The following is a 23,879-nucleotide window of genomic DNA, read 5'->3' as shown; positions in this document are numbered from 1 at the left end:
CGCCCAAAGGATGAAGCTGATGCCGGTTGATGCCATCGTAATCGAAACGCTCACCCCGGAGGCCGCCAGCAACGCCATCCCGGCGCTGGTCGAGATCCTGCGCGACAGCGTCGCGAACGGGGCCTCTGTCGGCTTCATGGCGTGGAATACGCCGGAGGATTACCGCGGCTTCTGGACCGGGGTCATCGACGAGGTTGGCGCTGGCCGCACGGTGCTGCTGATCGCAAAGTTGGCCGGGGAGATCGTCGGCACGGCGCAGCTTCATCTGATCGGCAAACCCAACCAGCCGCACCGCGCCGAGATCGCCAAGGTGCTGGTGCATTCCTGCGCGCGGCGTCAGGGCCTCGGCGAGAAGCTGATGCTTGTGGCCGAAGAGGCCGCGCGGCAGGCGGGACGCACGCTTCTGGTGCTCGACACCGACGAAGCCGGCGCCGCCCGGCGGCTCTATGGCCGCCTCGGCTGGACCGAAATCGGCACGATCCCCCGCTTCGCCCTGATGCCGGACGGCCGCGATTGCGGCTCGACCTTCTTCTACAAGACGATCGGCTAATTCTCAGAGCCGCTTTCAGTTGCCGATAACGCGGCGATGATGCTCGCCATGCCGTCGAGCATCCGCTCGCGCTCGTCATCGCTGAAGCCGGCCAGCGCCTGCCGGTTGATCTGACGCGCCTTGCCAACGGCCGCAACCTCCAGCGCGCGCGCATGGGCGGTGAGATGGATGGTGCGCGCACGCGCATCCAGGGGATCAGGCCGTCGCTCGATCAGCCGGTCTCGTTCCATGCGCGCAAGCGTGCTGGCCATTGTCGCCTGTTCGACATCGAGGCGTTGGACCAGATCCTTCTGCGTCACGCCATCCTCGCGCCAGAGCTCGAGCAGGACCATGAACTGAGCCGGCGCCAGGCCCAGCGGGCGGATCGCATCGGCGAGCGCCCTGGCGAAGCTGCGCGCCATATGGTTCGCGAGGTAGCCTGCAGATCGGGTCTTGAACGCCGTCATCACCACTGCACCACCCTTCAGGCCAAGGCGATATCACTTGAACAGCATGCTATGCAATGATACATAGCATGCTGTTCAAGTGAGAGAGCGCCATGGAGAACACCGCTGCGCGGTTCGTGACCGCCCGTTTCGCCGGCCCCGCCACCCTCGCGCTGGCTGCCCTGTTCACGGGTGCTGCGCTTTACATCCTCGTCGCGGAGCAACCGGCACGCCTGTCGCTCGACGCGCCTGCCTTGCTGCGGCAATGGCAGGTCTCGATCGGACCGGCGACGCGCATGCAGGCCTCGCTCGTCGTCTTGACGGCGGCGGCTGGCTTTTTGTCCTGGCGCGCAACAGGCCGCCGGCTCTGGCTGTTCGGCATGGCCGCCATATTGGCGAACCTGCCGCTTACCCTGATCGCGATTGCTCCGATCAACAGCGCGTTGCAGGCGCTGCCGCTCGATCAGGCCGACACGGTGAGCCGGGCGCTGATCGCGCGCTGGGGCGAACTGCACAGCATTCGCGCCGGGCTTGGCATACTGGCGACCGGCCTGTTCGCATGGGCCTTGTCGCGGCGCGACTGACGCCCCTCGGATGCCTTACTCAGCTTGGCGGAAATAGGGCTCGACCTCGCCCTTGAGCTTCACCGTCATCGGATTGCCGAAGCGGTCCTTGGCATTGCCGGCGGTGAGGCGCACCCAGCCCTCGCTGACGCAATACTCCTCGACATTGGTCTTATCGACGCCCTTGAAGCGCACGCCGATGTCGCGGGCGAGCAGCTCCTCATTGTAATGCGGGCTGTTGGGGTTCGAGGAGAGACGGTCGGGGAGCGTGTCGGTCATCTGATAAAGCCTTGACGTGCAGATTTCGGGCGGCAGGAAGGCCGCGTTGGCGGCAGAGGTAGCGCGAACTGGCGGCGATGCCAAATCGAGCGAGTCAGCCGCCGCCGGCCTGCTCGATAAGCGCCGCCACCGCACGCTGGCCCCTCTGGCGGGCATGGGCGAGCGGCGACACGCCATCCTTGTCGGCGAGATTGGGATTGGCGCCGGCATCGAGCACGAGCTTTGCCACCTGCTGATGGCGCGGGCCGCCATCACCGAGGATCACGATTTCCAGCAGGCAGGTCCAGCCGAGATCATTGACGTGATCGAGGTCGATGCCGCTGGTCAGCAGCAGCTTCACGGCCTCGACATGGCCGCGCTCGCAGGCAGGAATCAGGGCGTTGCCACCATAGCGGTTGCGGATCGTCAGGTCGGGCTTGCGCGGCAGCATCACTGCTATGATCTCGGCACGTCCCAACGCCCCGGCCAGGAGCCAGGGCGTGTCGCGATTGGCGGCCTGCGTATTCGGGCTCGCACCGGCATCGAGCAAGGCCTTGGCGGTCGCGACATGGTTTCCGGCAACGGCCAGCAGAAGGGCGGAGCGACCCTGCGCATCCTGGGCTTCGAGCGGAGCGCCGGCCACGATGAGCCGAGCCACCTCGTCGGTGCGTCCTGCGGCTGCGGCATCGATCAATGCAGGCCCTGCAGCAGCGGCGGGACTGATCATCAGCGACACACCCAAAACGGCCGCCAGCCAGGCGGCCGCCCCCCTCACCGTCCGCTGTCGAGCAGGCGCCCGACCACCTTGGCGGTATAGTCCACCATCGGCACGATGCGGGCATAGTTCAGCCGCGTCGGGCCGATGATGCCGACGACGCCGACGATGCGCTGCTCCGCGTCACGGAAGGGTGCGGCCACCATCGAGGAGCCCGACATCGAGAACAGTTTGTTCTCGGAGCCGATGAAGATGCGCACGCCATCGCCGGCCTCGGCTCGGGAAAGCAGATCGATGACATCGGTCTGCGTCTCGAGATCGCCGAAGAGCAGGCGGATGCGCTCGAGATCCTCCTGCGCCTTCAGATCCTCCAGCAGATTGGCCTGGCCGCGCACGATCAGATGGCGGTCGGTCGAGGGACCCGACGAGGTCGCGATCCCGCTCTCGACGAGCTTGGCGGTCAGCGCATCGAGCTCGCTTTCCATCTCAGCGCGATGCTCGGCGATCTCACGGCGCAGATCGCCCAGCGTCTTGCCCATGATGCGGGCGTTGAGGAAATTCGCGGCCTCCGTCAGCGCCGAGGCCGGCAGGCCGGGCGGCAAGGCAAGCAGCCGGTTCTCGACCGTGCCGTCATCGGCCACCAGCACGACGAGCGCACGAGCGGGATCGAGCCGGACGAATTCGATATGCTTGAGGCGGGCATTGGCCTTGGTGGTGACGACGACGCCGGCGCCGCGCGAGAGACCCGAGAGCAGGGCCGAGGCCTCTGTCAGCGTCGCATCCAGCGTGCGATTGGTGGCGGCCGCCTTCATCTGCGCCTCGATGCGGGTGCGCTCGTCGGAGGTGAGATTGCCGACCTCCATCATCGCATCGACGAAGAAGCGCAGGCCTCTTTCCGTGGGCAGGCGCCCCGCAGAGGTATGCGGTGCGTAGATCAACCCGGCGAGTTCGAGATCGGTCATGACGTTGCGCACAGTCGCGGGCGACAGCGTCATCGGCAGCAGGCGGGCGATGTTGCGCGAGCCGACCGGCTCCCCGGTGGTGAGGTAGCCGTCGATGATCTGACGGAAAATCTCGCGCGAGCGCTGATCGGTCTCGATCAGGCCGCCGGGGGATTCAGGGCGCATCGGCGTGTGAGCACTCATTTCGGCTGAAAACGCGGGTTCGACATGGGGTTATTGTCGGCTTGGACCTGAGAAGGATCAAGCGGAAACGGTAAATGAAGAGCGCGGGGAACCCTTCTCCCACGAGGAGAGGAGGGGCGCGCCAGTCTCGGGCGGAGCCAGGGCTCGCGGAACCCTTCTCCCCGTCAAAGTCGGCTGTTGCCGACTTTGACACTTTGGGTTGCCCATCTCGGGCAAGCCCGAGATGGGTGGAAGAAGGGAGAAGCGTCGCGAAACCCGGCTCCCAACCTTGCCGCCCCCGGCTCAACCGCTTACAAGCCGCCAACTTCGAACAATCAGGATGCTCCCATGCGACCCTCCAAACGCGCGGCCGACGAAATGCGCAAGGTCACGCTCGAACGCGGCGTGGTGCGCTATGCCGAGGGCTCCTGCATGGTCACCTTCGGCGAAACCCGGGTGCTCTGCGCCGCAACGGTGGAAGAAAAGGGTCCGCCCTGGCTGCGCGGCACCGGCAAGGGCTGGGTCACCGCCGAATATGCGATGCTGCCGCGCGCGACGCATGAGCGCAATCGCCGTGAGGTCACCTCCGGCAAGCCGTCGGGCCGCACACAGGAAATCCAGCGCCTGGTCGGGCGCTCGCTTCGCGCCGTGGTCGACCTGACCGCGATCGGCGAGCGCCAGATCGTGGTCGATTGCGACGTGCTCCAGGCCGATGGCGGCACCCGCACGGCCTCGATCACCGGGGCGTGGGTCGCGCTGCATGACGCACTGAAATGGATGGAGGGCCGCTCGATGCTGAAGGGCTCCAACCCGCTCAAGGACCATGTCGCAGCGATTTCCTGCGGAATCGTCGCCGGCAATCCGGTGCTCGATCTCGATTATATCGAGGATTCCGGCGCGCAGACCGATGCGAATTTCGTCATCACCGGCGGCGGCGGCCTTGTGGAAGTGCAGGGAACGGCCGAAGGCGCGCCCTTCTCGGAGGAGGAGCTCCTGGCCCTGCTCAAGCTCGCCAAGGGCGGCGTGAGCAAGCTCGTGGCGCTGCAGAAGGCGGCGGTGGCGTAATCTGGAGTAGTTCCTGTGCTGGGAACCACGACGCCATTCCGGACGCAGCCCTCGGGTCCGGCCTTCGGCCGGCCCAAGGACAGGCTCCGCGTAGATCCGGGATCTAACCTAAAGCGCGACGCCCTTCGATGGATCCCGGGGCAAGCCCGGGATGACGGCGCGTTTCCGAGCCAAGTAGGGCAAGAGCAATGACGACGCATCGCCTCCTCGCCGGCAAGGTCGTGATCGCGACCCATAACCAGGGCAAATTGCGCGAGATGCGCGATTTGCTCGGGCCTTACGGCATCGAGCTGGTCTCAGCCGGCGAGCTCGGCCTGCCCGAGCCGGTCGAGGACGGCATGATGTTTTCCGAGAACGCCGCGATCAAGGCCGTCGCCGCGACCAAGGCCTCCGGCCTGCCGGCGCTCTCCGATGATTCCGGCATCTGCATCGATGCGCTCGACGGCGCGCCGGGCCTGTTCTCTGCCAATTGGGCCGGTCCGGGCAAAGACTTCGCCCCGGCGCTCGCCCGCGTACAAGTCGAGCTGTCCAAGCGCGATGCGACCACGCCCGACAAGCGCCGGGCACATTTCGTCTCGGCGCTGGTGATCGCCTGGCCCGACGGGCATCAGGAACTGTTCGAGGGCCGTGTTTTCGGCGAGATCGTCGATGCACCGCGCGGGCTCGGCGGCTTCGGCTATGACCCGATCTTCCGGCCGGACGGCCACGCCAAGACCTTCGGCGAAATGACCACGCACGAAAAGCACGGCATTCCCGAGGATGGTTCGGCCGGGCTCTCACATCGCGCGCGCGCCTTCCACGAACTCGCCGCCGCCTGCCTGAGGAAGCCATCATGACCAATACGGCCGCCCTCACCGAGCGGCCCGGCGCGATCCTGCATCCCACCGCGGATGCCGGTTTCGCGGTCTATGTGCATTGGCCGTTCTGCCTGGCCAAATGCCCCTATTGCGACTTCAACTCCCATGTCCGGCATGCACCGCCCGACCAGGCACGCTATGTCGCGGCCTTCCGGCGTGAGATCGCCCATCGTGCAGAGCTCACGCCCGGCCGCACCGTCTCCTCGATCTTCTTCGGCGGCGGCACGCCCTCACTGATGGAGGGCCGCACGGTCGGTGCGATCCTCGACGCGATCGGAGAGCATTGGGCCGTCGATCCCCATTGCGAGGTCTCGCTGGAGGCCAACCCGACCAGCGTCGAGGCCGGGCGCTTCCAGGATTTTCGCGCCGCCGGCGTCAACCGCGTTTCGCTCGGTGTGCAGGCGCTGAACGACACCGACCTCAAGGCGCTCGGCCGGATGCATTCGACGCAGGAGGCCTTGGATGCTGTCGCGATCGCGCGCAAATATTTCGAGCGCTACTCCTTCGACCTGATCTATGCCCGTTCGGTCGGGCAGACGCCGGCCTTGTGGCGCGCCGAGCTCGAACTCGCGATCAGCCATGCAGCCGAGCATCTCTCGCTCTACCAGCTCACCATAGAGCCCGACACAGCCTTCGAGCGGCTGTTCAAGGCCGGGAAGCTCGCGATCCCCGATCACGAGGCGGGAGCAGCGCTCTACGAAGTCACGCAGGAGATCACGGCCAAGCATGGCATGCCGGTCTACGAGATCTCGAACCACGCCAAACCCGGCGCCGAATGCCGGCACAACCTGGTCTATTGGCGCTATGGCGAATATGCCGGCATCGGGCCCGGCGCGCATGGCCGATTGGTGACGGCGCAGGGCCGCATGGCGCATTCGACCGAAAAGAGCCCGGAAGCCTGGCTGAGCCGCGTCGAGGCGGAAGGGCATGCGCTGGTCGAGGACGAATTGCTGAACGCCGAAGCCCAGGGCGACGAGTACCTGCTGATGGGGCTGAGGCTGGTCGAGGGCATCGACCCGGCCGTGTTCAAGGCCCTGTCCGGGCGGAGTTTGCGCGAACCCCGCGTCACCAGCCTGATCCTGGATGGGCTGCTGACCCGAAAGCCCGGCGGCAAGCTCGCAGCGACGCCCGATGGCGCATTGCTGCTCAATGCGCTGGTGGCTGATCTGGCGGCGTGAAATCGTAAAGCGTCGCTTTACACAAATCACCTCCTCGCTCTATAGTCCAGGCAATGCGTATCCGGAACGTCAGGCACAAGGGACTCCGGCGCCTCGTCGAAAACGACGATGTATCTGGGCTTCAGCCGCAGGCCGTCGATAAGCTTCGGAAGATGATCTCATTCCTGCAGGACATGGACCATCAGGACGAATTGCGCTCCGTACCCACTTGGAAGGCGCATCTGCTGACGGGCGATAGGAAAGGCGTCTGGAGCCTGTTCGTGACGAAGAACTGGCGCATGACCTTCCGGATAGAGCAGACGGAGATCGAGATCATCGATCTCGACCATGAGGATTATCATTGATGGATGACGAGACCGCACCTCCGCAGAGCTATCGCCTGAAGAACCCCGCTCATCCCGGCAGCTTCCTGAAGACCGAGATCATCGAGCCGGCAGGTTTGTCAGTGACCGCAGCCGCCACCGCGCTCGGCGTGACGCGTCCGGCGCTATCTGCGCTGATCAACGCCCGTGCCGCCTTGTCTCCCGACATGGCGTTGCGGTTCGAGAAGGCCTTCGGCTTGTCGATGGACACATTGATGCGCATGCAGAACAGCTACGACATCGCGCAAGCCCGCAAGCGGGCCGACACCATCGACGTCAAGCCGTTCACGCCCGCGCCGAAAGCGGCCTGACGGCAGGGCCCGAGGGCAGAATTACTGCGTCCTCGGCCCGAGATCGCGCGGGGCGGCGTTGACCGTGACGATCTGGCCGTTGCGCAGCTCCAGCACCGCCAGCCCGCGCTCGTTCTGGCCATCGGGACGGAAGCGGAAGACGCCGTCGGCGCCCGCAAAACCCGAGGCGTTGGCCAGCACGGCTTCCGAGAAGCGCTGTGACCCTTGCGTACGGGCAAGCGCGGCAGCCAGTGAGACCGCGTCATAGGCCAGGGTCGCGGTGCGGGTCGGGGCGCTGTTGAAGCGCTGCTGGTAGCGCCCGGCAAAGGCGTTGAAGCCGGCCGTGTCGGGCGAGGCGAACCAGCCGCCCTGGATCGCCGGAACGCGCGCAACGGCGCCGTCGTTCCAGACGCCGGTGCCAAGCGGCTTGACCTTGGTCGGATCGAAACCGCCCTGCTGCAAGGCGAGGCCGAGCGCCGGCATGGTGTCGGCGGCAGCCGGCACGAACAGCGCGTCGGCCTGCGGCAGCGACGGAGCAAGCCTGCCGACCGCCGCGCGCATGCTGTTGGCGTCGCCGCTGAAGCGCTCGATAGCCACAGTGCGCGCGCCGCGATCGGCGACGGCCTGCTGGAAGGCGGCCTCGACGACCTTGCCATAGGCGGTGTCCGGCACCAGCGCGGCGAAGGATTTCTTACCTTGCGCCGAGGCGTAGGCGATGACGCGATTGACGTCGTTCTCGGGCGGGAAGGAGAGCAGATAGACGCCACGCGTCGCGACATTGCTGTCGCTGGAGAAGGCCATGACCGGGCGGTTGGCAGAGCGCGCGACCTGCGCCGCAGCCTGGACGGAAGGCGCGAAGAGCGGGCCGATGATCAGCTCCGCGCCCTCGCGCAGCGCCTCCTGGGTTCCCGCCTGCGCCCCCTCCGGCGTGCCACGATCATCCTTGACCAGCAATGTCAGGTCGGCGCCGGGGAATTCGGCAAGCGCCATCTCGGCCGCGTTGCGCAGCGAATTGCCGACCACGGCGCCCTGCCCTTCCGCCGTCAGCGGCAGGATGAGGCCGACCTTGACCTTGCCATTGCCGATCGTCTGGCCGGAGCTCGCCGGCTGGCCCTGGGCTGTTCCCGGAGAGCCCGTGTCGAAGCCCGGCATGCCGGAGGGGCCACCGCTGCAGGCGGCGAGCGCGAGCGAGGCGAAGACCGCCAGCGCCGGGATGCGCAGAGACAAGATCGGAGCGAGGTGCCAGGGGCGCAACACGGGGCGATCTCCAGTCATGAGCCGAACTCTGGACCTAAAACTTATGAACCAGTGCGGCGAGAAGCCGCCCGGTGGTGCAGTCCCCCGACCGTGGGGCTTTCCTGCCAGTCCGCCATGGTATTTTCAAGTTGTTAACTCTGAGTTGCGCCGCCCCCGTCAGCCATTCCGCAGGCTGCGGCCGTGGCGAAAGCCGAGCGCTTGTGGCAGCGTGCAAGCCATGTCGACCCAACCCTCCACACCCCGCTCTCCCAGCTACACCGCCTTCGGGCTCAAGGCCGAGGCCGAGCCGCTCGCGCCCGGGCTGCACATCGTCGCGACGCCGATCGGCAATCTGCGCGACATTTCCTTCCGCGCCCTGGCGACGCTTGCTGCGGCCGATGCGGTGCTCGCCGAAGACACCCGGACCTCGAAGACGCTGCTGGCGCATTACGGCATCTCGACACCGTTGTTGCCCTATCACGAGCACAACGCCGCGCTGATGCGCCCAAAAGTGCTGGCGAAGCTGCGCGAGGGCGGCCGGCTCGCCTTGATCTCGGATGCGGGCACGCCGCTGGTCTCCGACCCCGGCTACAAGCTCGTCGCCGATGTCGTGGCGGAAGGCTTAGCCGTGACCGGCATCCCCGGCCCCTCCGCCGTACTGGCGGCGCTGGTGCTGGCGGGGCTGCCGACCGACCGCTTCTTCTTCGAGGGCTTCCTGCCGCCCAAGGCCGCGGCGCGGCGCGGGCGCCTGACCGAGCTCGCCGCGATTCCCGGCACGCTGGTCTTCTTCGAATCGCCGCGCCGTCTCGCCGAGATGCTGGGCGACGCCGCCGCCGTGCTCGGCGCGAGGCCCGCCGCCGTGGCGCGCGAACTGACCAAATATTACGAGAATGTCCGGCGCGGCTCGCTCGCCGAACTCGCCAGCCACTATGACAGCGAGGAGGAGGCGCGCGGCGAGATCGTCGTCATCATCGGCCCGCCCGGGGCCGAGGAGCTGGCGCCGGCCGGCGACGTCATCGACGAAAGACTGCGCGCCGCGCTCGCCGATGTCTCGCTGAAGGAAGCGGTGGCGCAGGTCGCCGCGCAGACCGGTCAGCCGCGCCGCAAGATCTACGCCCGCGCGCTCGAGCTGACCCGCGAGGAGCCTTGAGCATGCCCCATGCCCGTCCAGGACGAACAATCGGCATCGCCCTTCCCGTCATGGTCGGGCAGGTTTCGACGGAGACCGACATATGTCGGTCATCCGTCATGGTCGGGCTTGTCCCGACCATCCACGTCTTCCTTCGTCGAGACCTGTGTTCAAGACGTGGATGCTCGCCACAAGGGCGAGCATGACGGTGGACCCCGACCCATCTGATGTCTCCTGATGAATCCGTCTAGCCGCCGGCCGAAGGCTCGGACTGCCGCGACAACCGGGCGCAAGGCTGAATGGCTCGCGCTGATCTATCTCTCAATGAAGGGCTACCGGCTGCTGGCGCGGCGCTTCGGCGGCAAGGGCGGCGAGATCGACCTCATCGTCAAGCGCGGCCGCACCATCGCCTTCGTCGAGGTCAAGGCGCGCGGCGCGCTGGAGGATGCGCTCAGTGCCATCACGCCGCAGAAGCACCGGCTCGTCGAGGCGCGGATCCGGCAATGGCTTGCGCAAAACCCCTGGGCGATGGAGCATCATTTGCGGGCCGACGCGGTCTTTCTCGCGCCCCGGCATTGGCCGCGCCATGTACTGGGCGTGTTCGAACTTGTCTTGTGACGCAAGGCATCCCACTTGCCGATGCGGTGCGCGCCGGTCGATAAGGGCGCGCTACACAATCGGAGCGCTCTTTACATGACCCTGAACGTCGCCATCCAGATGGACCCGATCGAGCGCGTCCGAATCGCCGGCGATACCGGCTTCGCGCTGATGCTCGAGGCTCAAGGCCGAGGGCACACGCTCTACACCTACACGCCGGATAAACTCTCGCTGCGCGACGGCAAGGTCACGGCCCGGATCAGGCCGGTCACGGTGCGCGATGTCGAGGGCGACCATTTCACGGCGGGCACTGAGGAGCGCATCGATCTCTCGACGCTCGACGTCGTGCTGCTGCGCCAGGATCCGCCCTTCGACATGGCCTATGTCACGACGACCCATCTGCTCGAGCGCATCCACCCCAAGACGCTGGTGGTCAACAACCCGACCGAGGTGCGCAACGCGCCCGAAAAGATCCTGGTCACGCATTTCCCGGAGTTGATGCCGCAGACGCTGATCACCCGCGACAAGGCCGAGATCGAGGCGTTCCGCGACGAATTCGGCGAGATCGTGATGAAGCCGCTTTACGGCCATGGCGGCGCGACCGTGTTCAAGACCGGCAAGGACGACCCGAATTTCGGTTCGCTCTACGACCTCTTCGCCGGCATCTTCCGCGAGCCCTGGGTGGTGCAGCGCTTCATGAAGGAGGTCTCGGAAGGCGACAAGCGCATCATCCTGATCGACGGCAAGGCGGCGGGCGCGGTCAACCGGGTGCCGGCGACCGGCGACCTGCGCGCCAACATGGTGCGCGGCGGTGCAGCCAGGCCGACCGATCTATCGAAGCGCGAACTCGAAATCTGCGAGGCCATCGGCCCGACGCTGCGCGAGCGCGGCCTGCTGCTCGTCGGCATCGACGTGATCGGCGGCAACCTGACCGAGATCAACGTGACGGCGCCGACCGGCGTGCGCGCGATCAAGAAGCTCGGCGGCCCGGATCTGGCGGCGCAGCTGTGGGATGTGATCGAGGCGAAGCGGTAGGCGAGGGGCGAATAACGAGTGGCGAGTGGATGCTCGCTCCACTCGCTATTCGCCACTCGCCACTCGCCCGCTCAACGGATTCCCCGCATCCCAGCCATAGCGCATCGTCTCGAAGCGCATCGTCAGGGCGTCGACGAGCAGGAGCTTGCCGACCAGCGATTCGCCGAAGCCGGTGACGGCGCGCACCACCTCCAGCGCCATCAGCGAGCCCATCACGCCCGCGAGCGCCCCCAGCACGCCGGCCTCGGCGCAGGGCGCGACCGTGCCGGGCGGCGGCTCCTGCGGGAAGAGACAGCGATAGGTCGGGTTGGGCTTGCCGTCGGGGCTGGCCTCATGCGCCCGGATCGTCGTCAGTGAACCGTCGAAACGGCCGAGCGCGGCGGTGACCAGCGGTCGCCGCTCATGGAAGCAGGCATCCGAGACGGCGTAGCGCGTGCTGAAATTGTCCGAGCCTTCAGCGACGATGTCGTAGAAGGCGATCAGCGCGCGGGCATTGTGCGGATCGATGCGGACGACGTGCTCCTCGACCACGACGTTGGGATTGAGCCCGCGGATGAATTCGGCCGCGACAACGGCCTTGTGCTCGCCGATGTCGGCGGTGCTGAAAATGGTCTGACGTTGCAGATTGGAGAGCGAGACGATGTCGTCGTCGACGATACCGATCTTGCCGATGCCCGCCGCCGCCAGATATTGCAGCAACGGAGCCCCCAGCCCGCCCGCGCCAATGACCAGAACCCGGGCATTCTTCAGCCGATTCTGGCCCGGCCCGCCGATCTCGGGCAGCACCAGATGGCGGGCATAGCGCTCGATCTCAGCGTCGTTCAGGCTCATCCCCTAGGGTTAAGCCGATCCTGCCGCTCCTGCAATCGCCGCGAAGAACGGCCGCAGGATCATGGCGCGGTCCCGGCTTGGCCGCGTCGCCAAGCCATGCCATCGTAAGCTCAGACAGGGCGGGAAAACCGCCCCAAAGATCGAACAGGGGAATGATCCATGCGGTTGAAATCTCTCGCGCTCGCGCTTGCCGGCGTCGCCCTTTCGGCCGTGGCCGCGATGGCTCAGCAAGCGATCAAGCCGGCGGTCGTCTATGACAAGGGCGGCAAGTTCGACAAATCCTTCAACGAGGCCGCCTATATCGGCGCGGAGAAGTTCAAGGCCGAGACCGGCGTGGAGTTCCGCGATTTCGAGCCGACCAACGAAGCCCAGATCGAGCAGGCGCTACGCCGCTTCGCCCGCGACGGCAATTCGCCGATCATCGCCGTCGGTTTCTCGCAGGCGACGGCCCTGCAGAAGGTCGCGGCTGAGTTCCCGGACCTGAAATTCACCATCATCGACATGGTCGTAGAGCTGCCCAACGTGCAGTCGGTCGTATTCAAGGAGCAGGAGGGCTCCTATCTCGTCGGGCTCCTGGCCGGCATGGCCTCGAAGACCAACAAGGTCGGCTTCGTCGGCGGCATGGACATTCCGTTGATCCGCAAATTCGCCTGCGGCTATGTCCAGGGCGTCAAGGCGGCCAAGAAGGACGCCGAGATCTTCCAGAACATGACCGGCTCGACACCCTCGGCCTGGAACGATCCGGTCAAGGGCGGCGAGCTCGCCAAGTCGCAGATCGACCGCGGCGCCGACGTGATCTACCACGCGGCGGGCGGCACCGGCATCGGCGTGCTGCGCGCCGCCGCAGACGCCGGCAAGCTCGGCATCGGCGTCGATTCCAACCAGAACGGCCTGCAGCCCGGCAAGGTGCTGACCTCGATGCTGAAGCGCGTCGATGTGGCGACCTACGCCTCCTTCAAAGCGGCGCGAGACGGCACCTGGAAGCCCGGCATCTCGGTGCTGGGGCTGAAGGAGGACGGCGTCGGCTGGGCGCTCGACGACGCCAACAAGGCGCTGATCACGCCCGAGATGAAGGCCGCGGCCGACAAGGCCCGCGCCGACATCATCAGCGGGGCCGTGAAGGTGCACGACTACATGTCGGATTCGAAGTGCACGATGTGATCTTCGCGACAGCGAGGATCATCCCGGACGCGGCGCGGGAACCGCGGCGCGATCCGGGATCACAGGCCGAAGCACATATCCCATGAACATCACCATCCTCGGCTCGGGCGACGCCTTCGGCTCCGGCGGGCGCTTCAACAGCTGCCTGCATGTCGAGGCGGGCGGGGAGCGCATGCTGCTCGATTGCGGCGCCTCGAGCCTGGTCGCGCTCAACAAGGCCGGCATCGAACGCAACGGCATTTCGACGCTGCTGTTCACGCATTTCCATGGCGACCATTTCGGCGGCCTGCCGGCCTTCCTGCTCGACGCGCAATTCGTCTCGCGCCGCAGCGAGCCGCTGGTGATCGCGGGGCCGCTCGGCGTCGAGCACCGGGCGTTGCATGCGCTCGACGCCGATTTCCCGGGCGCCGCGACCAATGCCTGGCGCTTCCCGATCCGCTATGTCGAGGTCACGCCCGAGAGCCCCGCTTCGCTCGCCGGGATCGACGTCACCGCCTTGCCGATGGTGCATGACGAGCGCGCCGGCCCCTGCCAGGGCTACCGGCTGGCTCATGGCGGCAAGGTCTTCGCCTTTTCCGGCGACACCGCCTGGACCGAGGCGCTGGTCCCGCTCGCGGCCGGGGCCGATGTGCTGCTGGTCGAGTGCTACACATGGGACGTCAAGCTCGCCAACCATCTCGACTACGAAACACTCGCCTCGCACCGGGCAGAGCTCGAGACGGCACGAATCGTGCTGACGCATATGGGCGTCTCGATGCTCGCGCATCGCGCGCCCTTGTCCGAGGAGCGGGCGCATGACGGCATGGTGATCGCGCTGTGACGGAACCCCCGCCTTCTGCCGTGAAACCGGCCCCCGCCATCGAGTTGATCGGCATCTCGAAGCGCTTCGGATCGGTCCAGGCCAATAAGGACGTAGCGCTCAAGGTCGCCGCCGGCTCGATCCACGGCATTGTCGGCGAGAACGGGGCCGGCAAATCGACCTTGATGTCGATCCTCTACGGTTTCTACGAGGCCGATTCCGGCGAGATCAGGGTTTCGGGTGCACCGCGCAAGATTCGCTCCCCGGGCGAGGCCATCGCGGCCGGCATCGGCATGGTCCACCAGCATTTCATGCTGGTCGAGACGCTCTCCGTCGTCGAGAACGTCGTACTCGGAGCCGAGGGCGGCGCATGGCTCAAAGGCGGGCTCGCCAAGGCGCGGGCCGAGCTCGCGCGGCTCTCGCAGGAATACGGCCTCGTCATCGACCCGGACGCCATCATCGGCGATCTCTCCGTCGGCTTGCAGCAGCGCGTCGAGATCCTGAAGGCGCTCTATCGCGGCGCCGATATCCTGATCCTCGACGAGCCCACTGCCGTGCTGACGCCGCCGGAAGCCGACCAACTCTTTTGCCTGCTCAGGGCGCTGAAGCGCCAGGGCAAGACCGTGATCCTGATCACGCACAAGCTGCGCGAGATCATGGACGTGACCGATAGGGTCTCGGTGATGCGGCGCGGCGAGATGGTCGCGCATGTCGCAACGGCCGAGACTTCGCCGGCCGCCCTGGCCGAGGCGATGGTCGGCCGGCGCGTGCTGCTGCGGGTCGAGAAAGCGCCGCGCCAGCCTGGCCCGGCCGTGCTGGAGATCGCCGGGCTGTCCTATGTCGACGGGCGCAACTGCGAGACGCTCAAGGACGCAAGCCTGACGCTGCATGCCGGCGAGATCGTCGGCATCGCCGGTGTCGCCGGCAACGGCCAGAGCGAATTGCTCGAAGTGCTGGCCGGGCTGATCCAGCCCTCGCGCGGCGTGATCCGGTTGAACGGGCAGATCCTCAACGCGACCGAGCGCAACCCCGCCCGCCTGCGCAAGCTCGGACTGATGCATATCCCCGAGGACCGGCAGAAGGCCGGGCTCGTCACCGCCTTCTCGGCCGCCGAGAACGCGATCCTCGGCTATCACGACGAGCCCGCCTTCGGACCCGGCCCCTTCCTGTCGCCCGCTGCGATCGAAGCCCATGCGCGCGCGGCGTTTACGGCCTATGACGTGCGCCCGCCCGATCCCGCGTTGAAGACGGCGAAGTTCTCCGGCGGCAACCAGCAGAAGATCGTGCTCGCTCGCGAGATCGAGCGCGCGCCAAAGGTGCTGCTCGTCGGCCAGCCGACGCGCGGCGTCGATATCGGCGCGATCGAGTTCATCCATCGCCGGTTGATCGGGCTACGCGATGCCGGCGTCGCGATCCTGTTGGTCTCGGTGGAGCTGGAGGAGGTGATGGCGCTGTCCGACCGGATCCTTGCCATGTGCGGTGGGCAGATCACGGGCGAACGGGCGGCGGAGACAGCCGACGAGCGCGACCTTGGGCTGCTGATGGCCGGCGTGAGCGAGGCGGCATGAGCGCCACCCCCATCGACCTCCCGCGCTGGGCCGACGCAGGCCTGGTTCCCCTCGTATCCGTGGCGGCAGCCCTCGTCGTCGCAGGCCTCGTCGTCATCGGCATCGGCGAGAGCCCGCTGGAGGCGACGACATTGCTGCTGCGCGGCGCGCTGGGCAGCGCCGAGGGTGTCAGCTTCACGCTCTACTACACGACGAACTTCATTTTCACAGGGCTTGCCGTTGCCGTCGCCTTCCATGCGGGGCTGTTCAATATCGGCGGCGAGGGACAGGCGACGATCGCCGGCATTTTCGTCGCGCTCGCCTGCCTCTGGCTTGCGCCGCTGCCCGGCATCCTGCTGGTGCCGCTGGCGATCCTCGCGGCGGCGGCGGGCGGCGCGCTTTATGGCTTCATTCCCGGCTGGCTCCAGGCGACGCGCGGCAGCCATGTCGTCATCACCACGATCATGTTCAATTTCATCGCCGCGACACTCAGCGTCTACATGCTGGTCGAGGTGATCGGAAAGCCCGGCTCGATGCAGGCCGAGACACCGGAGTTCGCCCGCCACGCGATCCTGACGCCGATGCATGAATTGCTCGCGCCGCTCGGCCTCAAGCTGCCGGCAACGCCGCTGAACAGCGCCTTCCTGCTGGCGCTGGCCGCGCTCGTCGCGGTCTGGGCGCTGATCTATCGCTCGCGGTTGGGCTACGCGATCCGCACGGTCGGGGCCAATCCGCGCGCGGCCGCCTATGCAGGCATTTCGCCGGCGCGGATCATCATGGTCGCGATGGCGATTTCGGGCGCGCTCGCCGGCGGCCTTGCCGTCAACGAGGTCATGGGCGTGCAGCACCGGCTGCTGCTCGATTTCACCGCCGGCTATGGCTTCGTCGGCATCGCGGTCGCGCTGATGGGGCGCGGCCATCCGGTCGGCGTCGGGCTCGCGGCGCTGCTGTTCGGCGTGCTCTATCAAGGCGGAGCGGAGCTTTCCTTCGACAAGCCGAGCATCACCCGCGACATGGTCGTCGTCATCGGCGGCGTCATCATCCTGTTCGCCGGAGCGCTGGACGGGCTGTTCCGGCGGCTGGTGGCAGGCCTGCTGCGGCTGGGGCGTCCGGCATGACAATCATCTCGCAAGGAAACACGCCTGTCGTCCCGGGCGACCCACCGGGTCCGGCTTTCAGCCGGCCCGATGGCAGGCTCAGGGAGACCCGGGATCCATGCCGGAACACGTGCCGGAAAGGTTCAGGCATGGGTCCCGGATCTCCGCTTCGCTGCGTCCGGGACGACAGCGTGTTTCCCAAGCAATACGGCTCGATCTAACGATGGAATGGGTCCAGACCATCGCCGTCGTGCTCGACTCGGCCGTCAGGCTGTCGGTCCCGCTGCTCTGCGCCGCATTGGCGGGGCTGTGGTCGGAGCGGGCGGGCATCGTCGATATCGGGCTTGAGGGCAAGATGCTGATCGCCGCCTTCGCCTCGGCAGTCGCTGCCTTCGCGACAGGCTCGGCCTGGGCGGGACTTGGCGCCGGCATCCTCGCCTCTGTCATGCTCGCGCTGGTGCATGGCTTCGCCGCGATCACCTGGCGCGGCAACCAGATCGTCTCCGGCGTCGCCATCAACATGCTGGCGGCGGGGCTGACCGTGATCCTCGGCAATGCCTGGTACGGCCAGGGCGGACGCACCCCCTCGCTCGAAGGGCCGGCGCGCTTCCCCGATTTGACGCTGCCCCTGGGCGCCTGGGCGCGCGAACATGTGCCGGTCGTGGGAACGTTCTATGACGAGGTCGTCTCCGGCCATGCCGCGCCGGTCTACCTCGCCTTTGGCTGCCTCCTTCTGACCGCGCTCGTGCTGAAGCGGACGCGGTTCGGCTTACGGCTACGGGCCGTCGGCGAAAATCCGGCGGCAGTCGACACCGCCGGCATTTCGGTCGCGGGGCTGCGCTACGGCGCGGTGATCATCTGCGGAGCGCTGTGCGGGCTGGGCGGAACCTATCTCGCCGTCTCGCAATCGGCCGGCTTCCTGCCGCATATGACCGCCGGCAAGGGCTTCATCGCGCTCGCCGCCGTGATCTTCGCCAATTGGCGCCCCTGGCCGGCGCTGGGCGCCTGCCTGCTCTTCGGCCTGCTCGACGCGGTTGCGATCAGGCTGCAAGGCGTCATATTGCCCGGCATCGGCCAGGTGCCGGTGCAGGCGATCCAGGCCCTGCCCTATCTGATGACGGTGATCCTGCTCGCCGGCTTCATCGGAAAATCGACGCCGCCGAAGGCCTCGGGCCTGCCCTATGTCAAGGAACGCTGAGCCGAGATGACCGACGAGCCTGATTTCGACGCCCTTTTCGCGGCAGCCCAACCTGTCCAGGCCAGGGCCTACGCGCCCTATTCGCGCTTCAAGGTCGGCGCGGCGCTGCTCGCCGATGACGGCGCGGTCTATTCCGGCTGCAATGTCGAGAATGCGTCCTATCCGGTCGGCGTCTGCGCCGAGGCCGGCGCGATCTCGGCCATGATCGCCGGCGGCGGGCGTGCCATCCGCGCTTTGCTCGTGCTCGGCGACGGGGATACGCTGGTCACGCCCTGCGGCGCCTGCCGCCAGCGCATCCGCGAATTCGCCGCACCCGAGACCCCGATCGCGATCGCCGGCCCAAACGGCATTCGCGCCCGCTTTTCGCTGGCCGAGCTGTTGCCAGCCTCCTTCGGACCAGACAATTTGCGCCAGTGATTTGCGCAATCGACGAGTTTTCGTCCGCATGGGTGAATCGGAAGGCCAGGGGGCGGACGAATGGCTGTTGACGCAATCTTCGACGAGGCGGCGGGAACGCTGATCGACCGCGGGGTCGATGGCCCCATCGAATGTGCCCTCGTGCTCGGAACCGGTCTCGGCCGCATCGTCGACGACATGGTCGACATGGTCACGATTCCGTTCTCGGCGATCCCCGGCTTTCCCCTGGGCGAGGTCTCAGGTCACGCCCGACAGCTCTGCTACGGCACGCTGTTCGGCAAGAAGGTGCTGATCTTCCAGGGCCGGGCGCATTACTACGAGACCGGAGACCCTGCAGCGATGCGCGTGCCGCTCGGCATGCTGACCGCCTTCGGCTCGCCGCCTCTGATCCTCACCAATGCGGCAGGCTCGCTGAAGCCCGATCTCCGGCCCGGCGGGCTCGCGCTGATCACCGATCATATCAATCTCAACGGTCCCAATCCGCTGGTCGGGGATGTCGGCGATGGCCGCTTCGTGCCGATGGTCGATGCCTATGACCCGCATTTGCGCCTGCGGCTGAAGAAGGCCGCCGCGAGCTCCGGCGCCAATCTCGGCGAAGGCGTCTATATGTGGTTCACCGGTCCCAGCTTCGAGACACCGGCCGAGATCAGGATGGCGAAGACGCTCGGCGCCGATCTCGTCGGCATGTCGACCGTGCCCGAGGTGATCCTCGCCCGGCGCTTCGGCATTCGCGTCGCCGCCATCTCGGTCATCACCAATATGGGAGCAGGCCTGCTCGGCGGCACGCCGCATCATGCCGAGACACGCGATGTCGCGACCGCCGCCTCGACCGGGTTGCGGCGCCTCTTCCGCAGCTTCCTGTCGGAGCTCTGACCCGATGTCCGACGCATCTGTCGCGGCGCGCGCGCTCGCCCTGCTCGATCTGACGGACCTTGCCGAGAATGCCGACGAGGCCGGCCTGAGCAACCTGTGCGCACGCGCCGTCGCCGCGCCCGGCCCGGTCGCGGCCATATGCATCTGGCCGCGCTTCGTCCGCCAAGCCCGCGCCTTGCTGGGCGACGGGCCGGTGCGCATCGCGACCGTGATGAATTTCCCCGGAGGCGGGACGGCCATCGCCCCGGTCCTGCGCGAGGCCGAACAAGCGCTCACTGACGGCGCCGACGAGATCGATCTCGTCCTGCCCTGGCAAGCCTTCCTCGCCGGCTTTCTCGAGAGCCCGCGCGCGATGGTCAGGCTGGTGAAATCGCGCTGCGGCGACAAGCGGCTTAAGGTCATCCTGGAGACGGGGGAATATCCCGATCTCGCCCAGGTCCAGGCCGCCGCCGAGCTCGCCATCGCGGAAGGGGCCGACTTCATCAAGACCTCGACCGGTAAGACGGCGCATTCGGCCAGCATTCCCGCCGCGCGGACGATGCTGCAGGTCATCGGGGCGACCAAGCGCCCCGTGGGGTTGAAACCCTCCGGCGGCATCAGGAGTTTGTCCGATGCCGCGAGCTATCTTGCGCTTGCCGACGCGATCATGGGGCCGGACTGGGCGACGCCGGAGAGCTTTCGCTTCGGCGCGAGCGGGTTGCACCAGGTGCTCGTCGATGTGATCGCGGGCGGTGCGGCGGGGCAAGTGAACGGACCTTACTGAGATGAAGCTGACCCAGGAGATCATCGCCGCCAAGCGTGACGGCGCTGAATTGCCGGATGCCGACATCCGGCAATTCGTCGCAGGCATCACCGACGGCTCGGTCAGCGAGGGCCAGGCCGCCGCCTTTGCGATGGCGATCTTCTTCCGCGATATGACGGCGAAGGAGCGCGTCGCGCTGACGCTCGCCATGCGCGATTCCGGCACCGTGTTGAACTGGGACGACCTGCCCGGCCCAGCCCTCGACAAGCATTCGACCGGCGGCGTCGGCGACACTGTGAGCCTGCCATTGGCGGCGGCGGTCGCGGCCTGCGGCGGCTTCGTGCCGATGATTTCGGGGCGCGGGCTCGGCCATACCGGCGGCACGCTCGACAAGCTCGACGCCGTGCCGGGCTATGTCACGCAGCCAGACATCGTGCTGTTCCGCAAGGTGGTGCGCGAGCAGGGCTGCGCCATCATCGGCCAGACCGCCGATCTCGCCCCCGCCGACAAGCGGCTCTACGCGATCCGCGACGTGACGGCGACGGTCGAGACCATCCCGCTTCTGACCTCGTCGATCCTGTCGAAGAAGCTCGCGGCCGGGCTGCATGGCCTCGCCATGGATGTGAAGTTCGGCTCGGGCGCCTTCCTGACAGATTACGGCCAGGCGCGCGCGCTCGCCGACGCGCTGGTCGGCGTCGCCAATGGCGCGGGCCTGCCGACGACGGCCTTGATGACCGACATGGACGAGCCCCTGGCGAGCGCGGCCGGCAACGCGCTCGAAGTCGCCTATGCCCTCGATCATCTGACGGGCAGGCGACGCGAGCCACGCTTCCATGAGGCGACGGTGGCGCTGGCGGCCGAGATGCTGCTGCTGGGCCGGCTCGCGGGCGATCTCACTGAAGCCCGCGCGAAGATCGAGGCCGCTTTCGCCTCGGGCGCGGCGGCAGAGCGCTTCGCGCAGATGGTCGCGGCGCTGGGCGGGCCGACGGACCTGCTGGAACGACCGGAGAAATATCTCGCGCCGGCACCGGTCGTGAAGCCCGTCTTTCCCGTTGCACCCGGCACGGTCCAGGCCATCGACACGCGCGGCGTCGGCTTCGCCATCGTCGCGCTCGGGGGTGGGCGCAGCCGCGCCGAAGACCGGATCGACCACAGCGTCGGCATCGTCGATCTCGCCGGCATCGGTGACGCCGCGGGGGCGGAACGTCCTCTCGGCATCGTTCATGCACGCAGCGAAGCCGGCTTCGCTGCCGCAGAGGCCCGCTTGCGGCAGGCCTATCGCATCGGCGAAGGTGCGGCCGGCCACGGCCCGCTCGTCACGGAACGCATCACGGAGAGTTCGCACGCATGAGTCTGCTTTTGGCCATGACAGGTTGGCATGTCGAGGATTGGCGCGCCCGCTTCCAGGCGCTGCTGCCCGACATCCCCGTGGTGATCCTCGGCGAGCCCTTCGATCGGCGCGCAGTGCATTACGTCGCGAGCTGGAAGCACCCTGAGGGGAGCCTTGCCGGACTGCCGAACCTCGCCGCGATCTTCTCGCTCGGCGCCGGCGTCGATTTCCTCTTCGCCGACCAGCGCCTGCCCGAAGCGCCGATCGCGCGTGTCGTCGATCCCGACCTGACGACGCGGATGAGCGAATACATCGTGCTGCACTGCCTGATGATCCTGCGTCAGCAGCGCCGCTATGACCGCCAGCAGCCCACCAAGAGCTGGGAGGACGACCGCCACCAGCCGGCGGCGCGCTCGGTGCGCGTCGGCATCATGGGGCTCGGCGAGCTCGGGCTTGATGCGGCACGCAAGCTCCAGGTCATGGGTTTCGACGTGGCAGGCTGGAGCCGCAGCCCCAAGAGCGTCGAGGGCCTCACTACCTTCGCCGGCGAGGACGGCATGGCCGCGTTCCTGGCGCGTACCGACATCCTGGTCAGCCTGCTGCCGCTAACACCGGAGACGAAGGGCACGATCAACGCCGCCTTGCTCGCCGGCCTCGCAAGCGATGGCCGGCTCGGCGGGCCGTTCCTGGTCAATGCCGGGCGCGGCGGCTTGCAGGTCGAGGCCGATATCATGGCAGCTCTGGAGGCCGGCACGCTCAAGGGCGCGACGCTCGATGTGTTCGAGACCGAGCCGCTGCCGGCGGATTCCCCGCTCTGGAGCCATCCGGCCGTGACGGTGACGCCGCACAACGCCGCGATGTCCGAGCCCGAGGCGGTGGCAAATCTGATCTCGGCGCAGATCCGACGCCTGGAAGCCGGCCAGCCGCTGGAGCATGTCGTCGATCCCCAGCGGGGATATTGATTTTCGGCGAATAGCGAGTGGCGAATGGCGAATAGAGAGCGGTACCTATTCGGCACTCGCCCTTCCGTCATCGCTTCGTCATCCCACCGTCGCGGCGCTGAAACGCGGTCCCGCCAAGTCCTCTGGGTCATTCCCCCAGCCCGGAGCGTTCCATGCGCCTGTCCCTCGTCGCAGCCTTGCTGCTGTCATCGACCATCCTCGCCGGCGCCCAGGATGCGCAGAAGGAATTCCCCGCCAAGCTCGCCGGCCATGCCCTGCTGCCGGCCAACACGATCATCGCCGCCCCGGCCGATGCGCCGGCCGACCTCAAGGTCTCCGGCAAGTTCGTCACGCCCGGCAAGCGCGTCGAGGCGGTCGGCACGGTGATGGGTACCTCGGGCGGGCGCCCAACCGGCCTGTCGACGCCGTTTGCCGGCCAGCCGGTGCAGGGCTTCTCCGGCATTCGTTCGCTTGGCAATGGCGAGTTCCTGGTGCTGACCGATAACGGCTTCGGCGCCAAGGCGAACTCGCCGGACGCGATGCTGTTCTTCCACCGCCTCAAGGCCGATTTCGCCAGCGGCAAGATCGAGCGGACCGCGACCACCTTCCTGCACGACCCCGACAAGAAGATCCCCTTCCGCATCGTCCATGAGGGCACGGAGAAGCGCTATCTGACCGGTGCGGATTTCGATCCGGAATCGATCCAGCCGATCGGCGGCAAATTCTGGATCGGCGAGGAGTTCGGCCCCTATCTCATCCGCGTCGACGCCGACGGCAAGGTCGAGGCCGTGTTCGAGACGCTCGTCGACGGCAAGCCCGCCCGCTCGCCCGACCACTACGCCGTGACCACGCCCAACGCGCCCAACCTCCCGGTCGAGTTCAATGTCCGCCGCTCCAAGGGTTTTGAGGGCATGGCGCAGTCGCCCGACGGCCGCTTCCTCTATCCGCTGCTGGAAGGCCCGCTCTGGAACGCCGAGACCAAGGGCAATGAGGAGGTCGACGGCAAGGAGGTGCTGCGCATCCTCGAATTCGACGTGGCTGCCGAGAAGTGGACCGGCCGTTCCTGGCTCTTCCCGCTGGAAGCCAAGGGCAACGCCATCGGCGACTTCAACATGATCGACGCCACGACAGCGCTCATTATCGAAAGAGATAACGGCGAAGGCACAGCCGACAGGGCCTGCGCCGCTGGCCAGAAGGGCCCCGACTGCTTCCACGACCTCGCCAAGTTCAAGCGCATCGTGAAGATCGAAATGACCGACGCCAATGTCGGCAAGCCGGTGCGCAAGGTCGGCTTCATCGACCTCTTGAAGATCGCCGACCCGGACAAGAAGGCCAGGCAAGGCGCCATCGACGGCGTGCTGCCCTTCCCCTTCTTCACCATCGAGAACGTCGATGTGGTCGACCGCGCCAACGGCATCATCGTCGTCGGCAACGACAACAACTTGCCCTTCTCCTCCTCGCGCGATCCGAAGAAGGCCGACGACAATGAACTCGTGCTGCTCTCGGTGAAGGAACTGCTCGACGCGAAGTGAGCCGGTCCGCACGCCTGCTCCTCCAAG

Annotated in this window: 27 protein-coding genes; 21 read left to right on the top strand and 6 right to left on the bottom strand. The window is 67.0% G+C overall.

Annotated features, from left to right (window positions below; all coding sequences use genetic code 11):
- Window positions 1-19 precede the first annotated feature (19 nt).
- A complete protein-coding gene (locus BHK69_RS08640) occupies window positions 20-550 on the top strand; it encodes a GNAT family N-acetyltransferase (protein ID WP_069693490.1) in 531 nt (176 codons plus the stop codon).
- Here BHK69_RS08640 and BHK69_RS08635 read toward each other — a convergent pair.
- Window positions 547-996, bottom strand: coding sequence for a MarR family winged helix-turn-helix transcriptional regulator (locus tag BHK69_RS08635; protein ID WP_069689739.1), 450 nt, complete (start codon window positions 994-996; stop codon window positions 547-549). The two genes, BHK69_RS08640 and BHK69_RS08635, sit on opposite strands and share 4 nt — an antisense overlap.
- A gap of 92 nt (window positions 997-1,088) precedes the next feature.
- Here BHK69_RS08635 and BHK69_RS08630 point away from each other — a divergent pair, with 92 nt between their 5' ends.
- Window positions 1,089-1,559: an anthrone oxygenase family protein gene (locus BHK69_RS08630; RefSeq protein ID WP_083269205.1), complete on the top strand. Its 471-nt coding sequence runs from the start codon at window positions 1,089-1,091 to the stop codon at window positions 1,557-1,559.
- 15 nt (window positions 1,560-1,574) lie between these two features.
- On the opposite strand, the gene BHK69_RS08625 is transcribed toward BHK69_RS08630, so the two are convergent.
- From BHK69_RS08625 to hrcA, 3 genes are all read right to left on the bottom strand, one after another.
- Entirely contained in the window at window positions 1,575-1,817 is a 243-nt protein-coding gene (locus tag BHK69_RS08625) for a DUF3297 family protein (RefSeq protein WP_069689738.1), read from the bottom strand.
- 94 nt (window positions 1,818-1,911) lie between these two features.
- A complete protein-coding gene (locus BHK69_RS08620) occupies window positions 1,912-2,523 on the bottom strand; it encodes an ankyrin repeat domain-containing protein (protein WP_069693488.1) in 612 nt (203 codons plus the stop codon).
- Window positions 2,524-2,567: 44 nt separating this feature from the next.
- Entirely contained in the window at window positions 2,568-3,638 is a 1,071-nt protein-coding gene (hrcA, locus tag BHK69_RS08615) for a heat-inducible transcriptional repressor HrcA (RefSeq protein ID WP_244548442.1), read from the bottom strand.
- Between the two features lie 345 nt (window positions 3,639-3,983).
- Here hrcA and rph point away from each other — a divergent pair, with 345 nt between their 5' ends.
- From rph to BHK69_RS08590, 5 genes are all read left to right on the top strand, one after another.
- Window positions 3,984-4,700, top strand: a complete 717-nt coding sequence (gene rph / locus BHK69_RS08610) for a ribonuclease PH (protein WP_069689736.1) — start codon at window positions 3,984-3,986, stop codon at window positions 4,698-4,700.
- Window positions 4,701-4,888: 188 nt separating this feature from the next.
- On the top strand, window positions 4,889-5,536 hold the full coding sequence (gene rdgB / locus BHK69_RS08605) for an RdgB/HAM1 family non-canonical purine NTP pyrophosphatase (protein ID WP_069689735.1): 648 nt from the start codon (window positions 4,889-4,891) through the stop codon (window positions 5,534-5,536).
- A complete protein-coding gene (gene hemW, locus BHK69_RS08600; protein ID WP_069689734.1) occupies window positions 5,533-6,735 on the top strand; it encodes a radical SAM family heme chaperone HemW in 1,203 nt (400 codons plus the stop codon). Before rdgB ends, hemW begins: the two co-directional genes overlap by 4 nt.
- Before the next feature lie 53 nt (window positions 6,736-6,788).
- Entirely contained in the window at window positions 6,789-7,079 is a 291-nt protein-coding gene (locus BHK69_RS08595; protein WP_069689733.1) for a type II toxin-antitoxin system RelE/ParE family toxin, read from the top strand.
- Window positions 7,079-7,408: a HigA family addiction module antitoxin gene (locus BHK69_RS08590; protein ID WP_069689732.1), complete on the top strand. Its 330-nt coding sequence runs from the start codon at window positions 7,079-7,081 to the stop codon at window positions 7,406-7,408. The genes BHK69_RS08595 and BHK69_RS08590 overlap by 1 nt, the downstream gene beginning before the upstream one ends.
- Window positions 7,409-7,429: 21 nt before the next feature.
- Here the strand turns inward: BHK69_RS08590 and BHK69_RS08585 are convergent, their stop codons facing one another.
- A complete protein-coding gene (locus BHK69_RS08585) occupies window positions 7,430-8,644 on the bottom strand; it encodes a penicillin-binding protein activator (protein ID WP_244548441.1) in 1,215 nt (404 codons plus the stop codon).
- 217 nt (window positions 8,645-8,861) lie between these two features.
- Here BHK69_RS08585 and rsmI point away from each other — a divergent pair, with 217 nt between their 5' ends.
- The 3 genes from rsmI (at window position 8,862) to gshB (ending at window position 11,384) form a co-directional block, all read left to right on the top strand.
- Window positions 8,862-9,773 carry a 16S rRNA (cytidine(1402)-2'-O)-methyltransferase gene (gene rsmI / locus BHK69_RS08580; RefSeq protein ID WP_069689730.1) on the top strand — a complete coding sequence of 304 codons (912 nt, stop codon included), beginning with the start codon at window positions 8,862-8,864 and terminating at the stop codon, window positions 9,771-9,773.
- Between the two features lie 216 nt (window positions 9,774-9,989).
- Window positions 9,990-10,370, top strand: a complete 381-nt coding sequence (locus BHK69_RS08575) for a YraN family protein (RefSeq protein WP_069689729.1) — start codon at window positions 9,990-9,992, stop codon at window positions 10,368-10,370.
- 75 nt (window positions 10,371-10,445) lie between these two features.
- Entirely contained in the window at window positions 10,446-11,384 is a 939-nt protein-coding gene (gene gshB / locus BHK69_RS08570) for a glutathione synthase (protein WP_069689728.1), read from the top strand.
- Window positions 11,385-11,429: 45 nt separating this feature from the next.
- On the opposite strand, the gene BHK69_RS08565 is transcribed toward gshB, so the two are convergent.
- Entirely contained in the window at window positions 11,430-12,215 is a 786-nt protein-coding gene (locus BHK69_RS08565) for a HesA/MoeB/ThiF family protein (protein WP_069689727.1), read from the bottom strand.
- Between the two features lie 165 nt (window positions 12,216-12,380).
- Here BHK69_RS08565 and BHK69_RS08560 point away from each other — a divergent pair, with 165 nt between their 5' ends.
- The 11 genes from BHK69_RS08560 to BHK69_RS08510 all read left to right on the top strand — a co-directional run bounded on the left by BHK69_RS08560 (window position 12,381) and on the right by BHK69_RS08510 (window position 23,852).
- Window positions 12,381-13,376 (top strand): BMP family lipoprotein, encoded by a 996-nt coding sequence (locus BHK69_RS08560; RefSeq protein ID WP_425285562.1) that lies wholly within the window; start codon window positions 12,381-12,383, stop codon window positions 13,374-13,376.
- Between the two features lie 82 nt (window positions 13,377-13,458).
- Window positions 13,459-14,196: an MBL fold metallo-hydrolase gene (locus BHK69_RS08555; protein WP_069689726.1), complete on the top strand. Its 738-nt coding sequence runs from the start codon at window positions 13,459-13,461 to the stop codon at window positions 14,194-14,196.
- Window positions 14,197-14,216: 20 nt separating this feature from the next.
- Entirely contained in the window at window positions 14,217-15,743 is a 1,527-nt protein-coding gene (locus BHK69_RS08550) for an ABC transporter ATP-binding protein (protein ID WP_069689725.1), read from the top strand.
- Window positions 15,740-16,840: an ABC transporter permease gene (locus tag BHK69_RS08545; protein ID WP_069689724.1), complete on the top strand. Its 1,101-nt coding sequence runs from the start codon at window positions 15,740-15,742 to the stop codon at window positions 16,838-16,840. Before BHK69_RS08550 ends, BHK69_RS08545 begins: the two co-directional genes overlap by 4 nt.
- Before the next feature lie 202 nt (window positions 16,841-17,042).
- Window positions 17,043-18,017, top strand: a complete 975-nt coding sequence (locus BHK69_RS08540) for an ABC transporter permease (protein ID WP_069689723.1) — start codon at window positions 17,043-17,045, stop codon at window positions 18,015-18,017.
- Window positions 18,018-18,023: 6 nt separating this feature from the next.
- Complete coding sequence (locus BHK69_RS08535) at window positions 18,024-18,434, top strand: cytidine deaminase (protein WP_069689722.1); 411 nt, start codon at window positions 18,024-18,026, stop codon at window positions 18,432-18,434.
- Between the two features lie 60 nt (window positions 18,435-18,494).
- Window positions 18,495-19,307, top strand: a complete 813-nt coding sequence (locus BHK69_RS08530; RefSeq protein ID WP_069689721.1) for a purine-nucleoside phosphorylase — start codon at window positions 18,495-18,497, stop codon at window positions 19,305-19,307.
- Between the two features lie 4 nt (window positions 19,308-19,311).
- Window positions 19,312-20,070 carry a deoxyribose-phosphate aldolase gene (gene deoC, locus BHK69_RS08525; protein WP_069689720.1) on the top strand — a complete coding sequence of 253 codons (759 nt, stop codon included), beginning with the start codon at window positions 19,312-19,314 and terminating at the stop codon, window positions 20,068-20,070.
- 1 nt (window position 20,071) lies between these two features.
- Window positions 20,072-21,400: a thymidine phosphorylase gene (gene deoA, locus BHK69_RS08520; RefSeq protein ID WP_069689719.1), complete on the top strand. Its 1,329-nt coding sequence runs from the start codon at window positions 20,072-20,074 to the stop codon at window positions 21,398-21,400.
- Window positions 21,397-22,341: a 2-hydroxyacid dehydrogenase gene (locus BHK69_RS08515; protein ID WP_069689718.1), complete on the top strand. Its 945-nt coding sequence runs from the start codon at window positions 21,397-21,399 to the stop codon at window positions 22,339-22,341. Before deoA ends, BHK69_RS08515 begins: the two co-directional genes overlap by 4 nt.
- Before the next feature lie 152 nt (window positions 22,342-22,493).
- Window positions 22,494-23,852, top strand: a complete 1,359-nt coding sequence (locus BHK69_RS08510; RefSeq protein WP_069689717.1) for an esterase-like activity of phytase family protein — start codon at window positions 22,494-22,496, stop codon at window positions 23,850-23,852.
- Window positions 23,853-23,879 lie beyond the last annotated feature (27 nt).

The sequence above is a fragment of the Bosea vaviloviae genome, from assembly GCF_001741865.1.
Taxonomy (GTDB): domain Bacteria; phylum Pseudomonadota; class Alphaproteobacteria; order Rhizobiales; family Beijerinckiaceae; genus Allobosea; species Allobosea vaviloviae.
The sequence above is the reverse complement of the archived record's forward strand: the minus strand, read 5'-3'. Positions and strand labels throughout refer to the sequence as shown.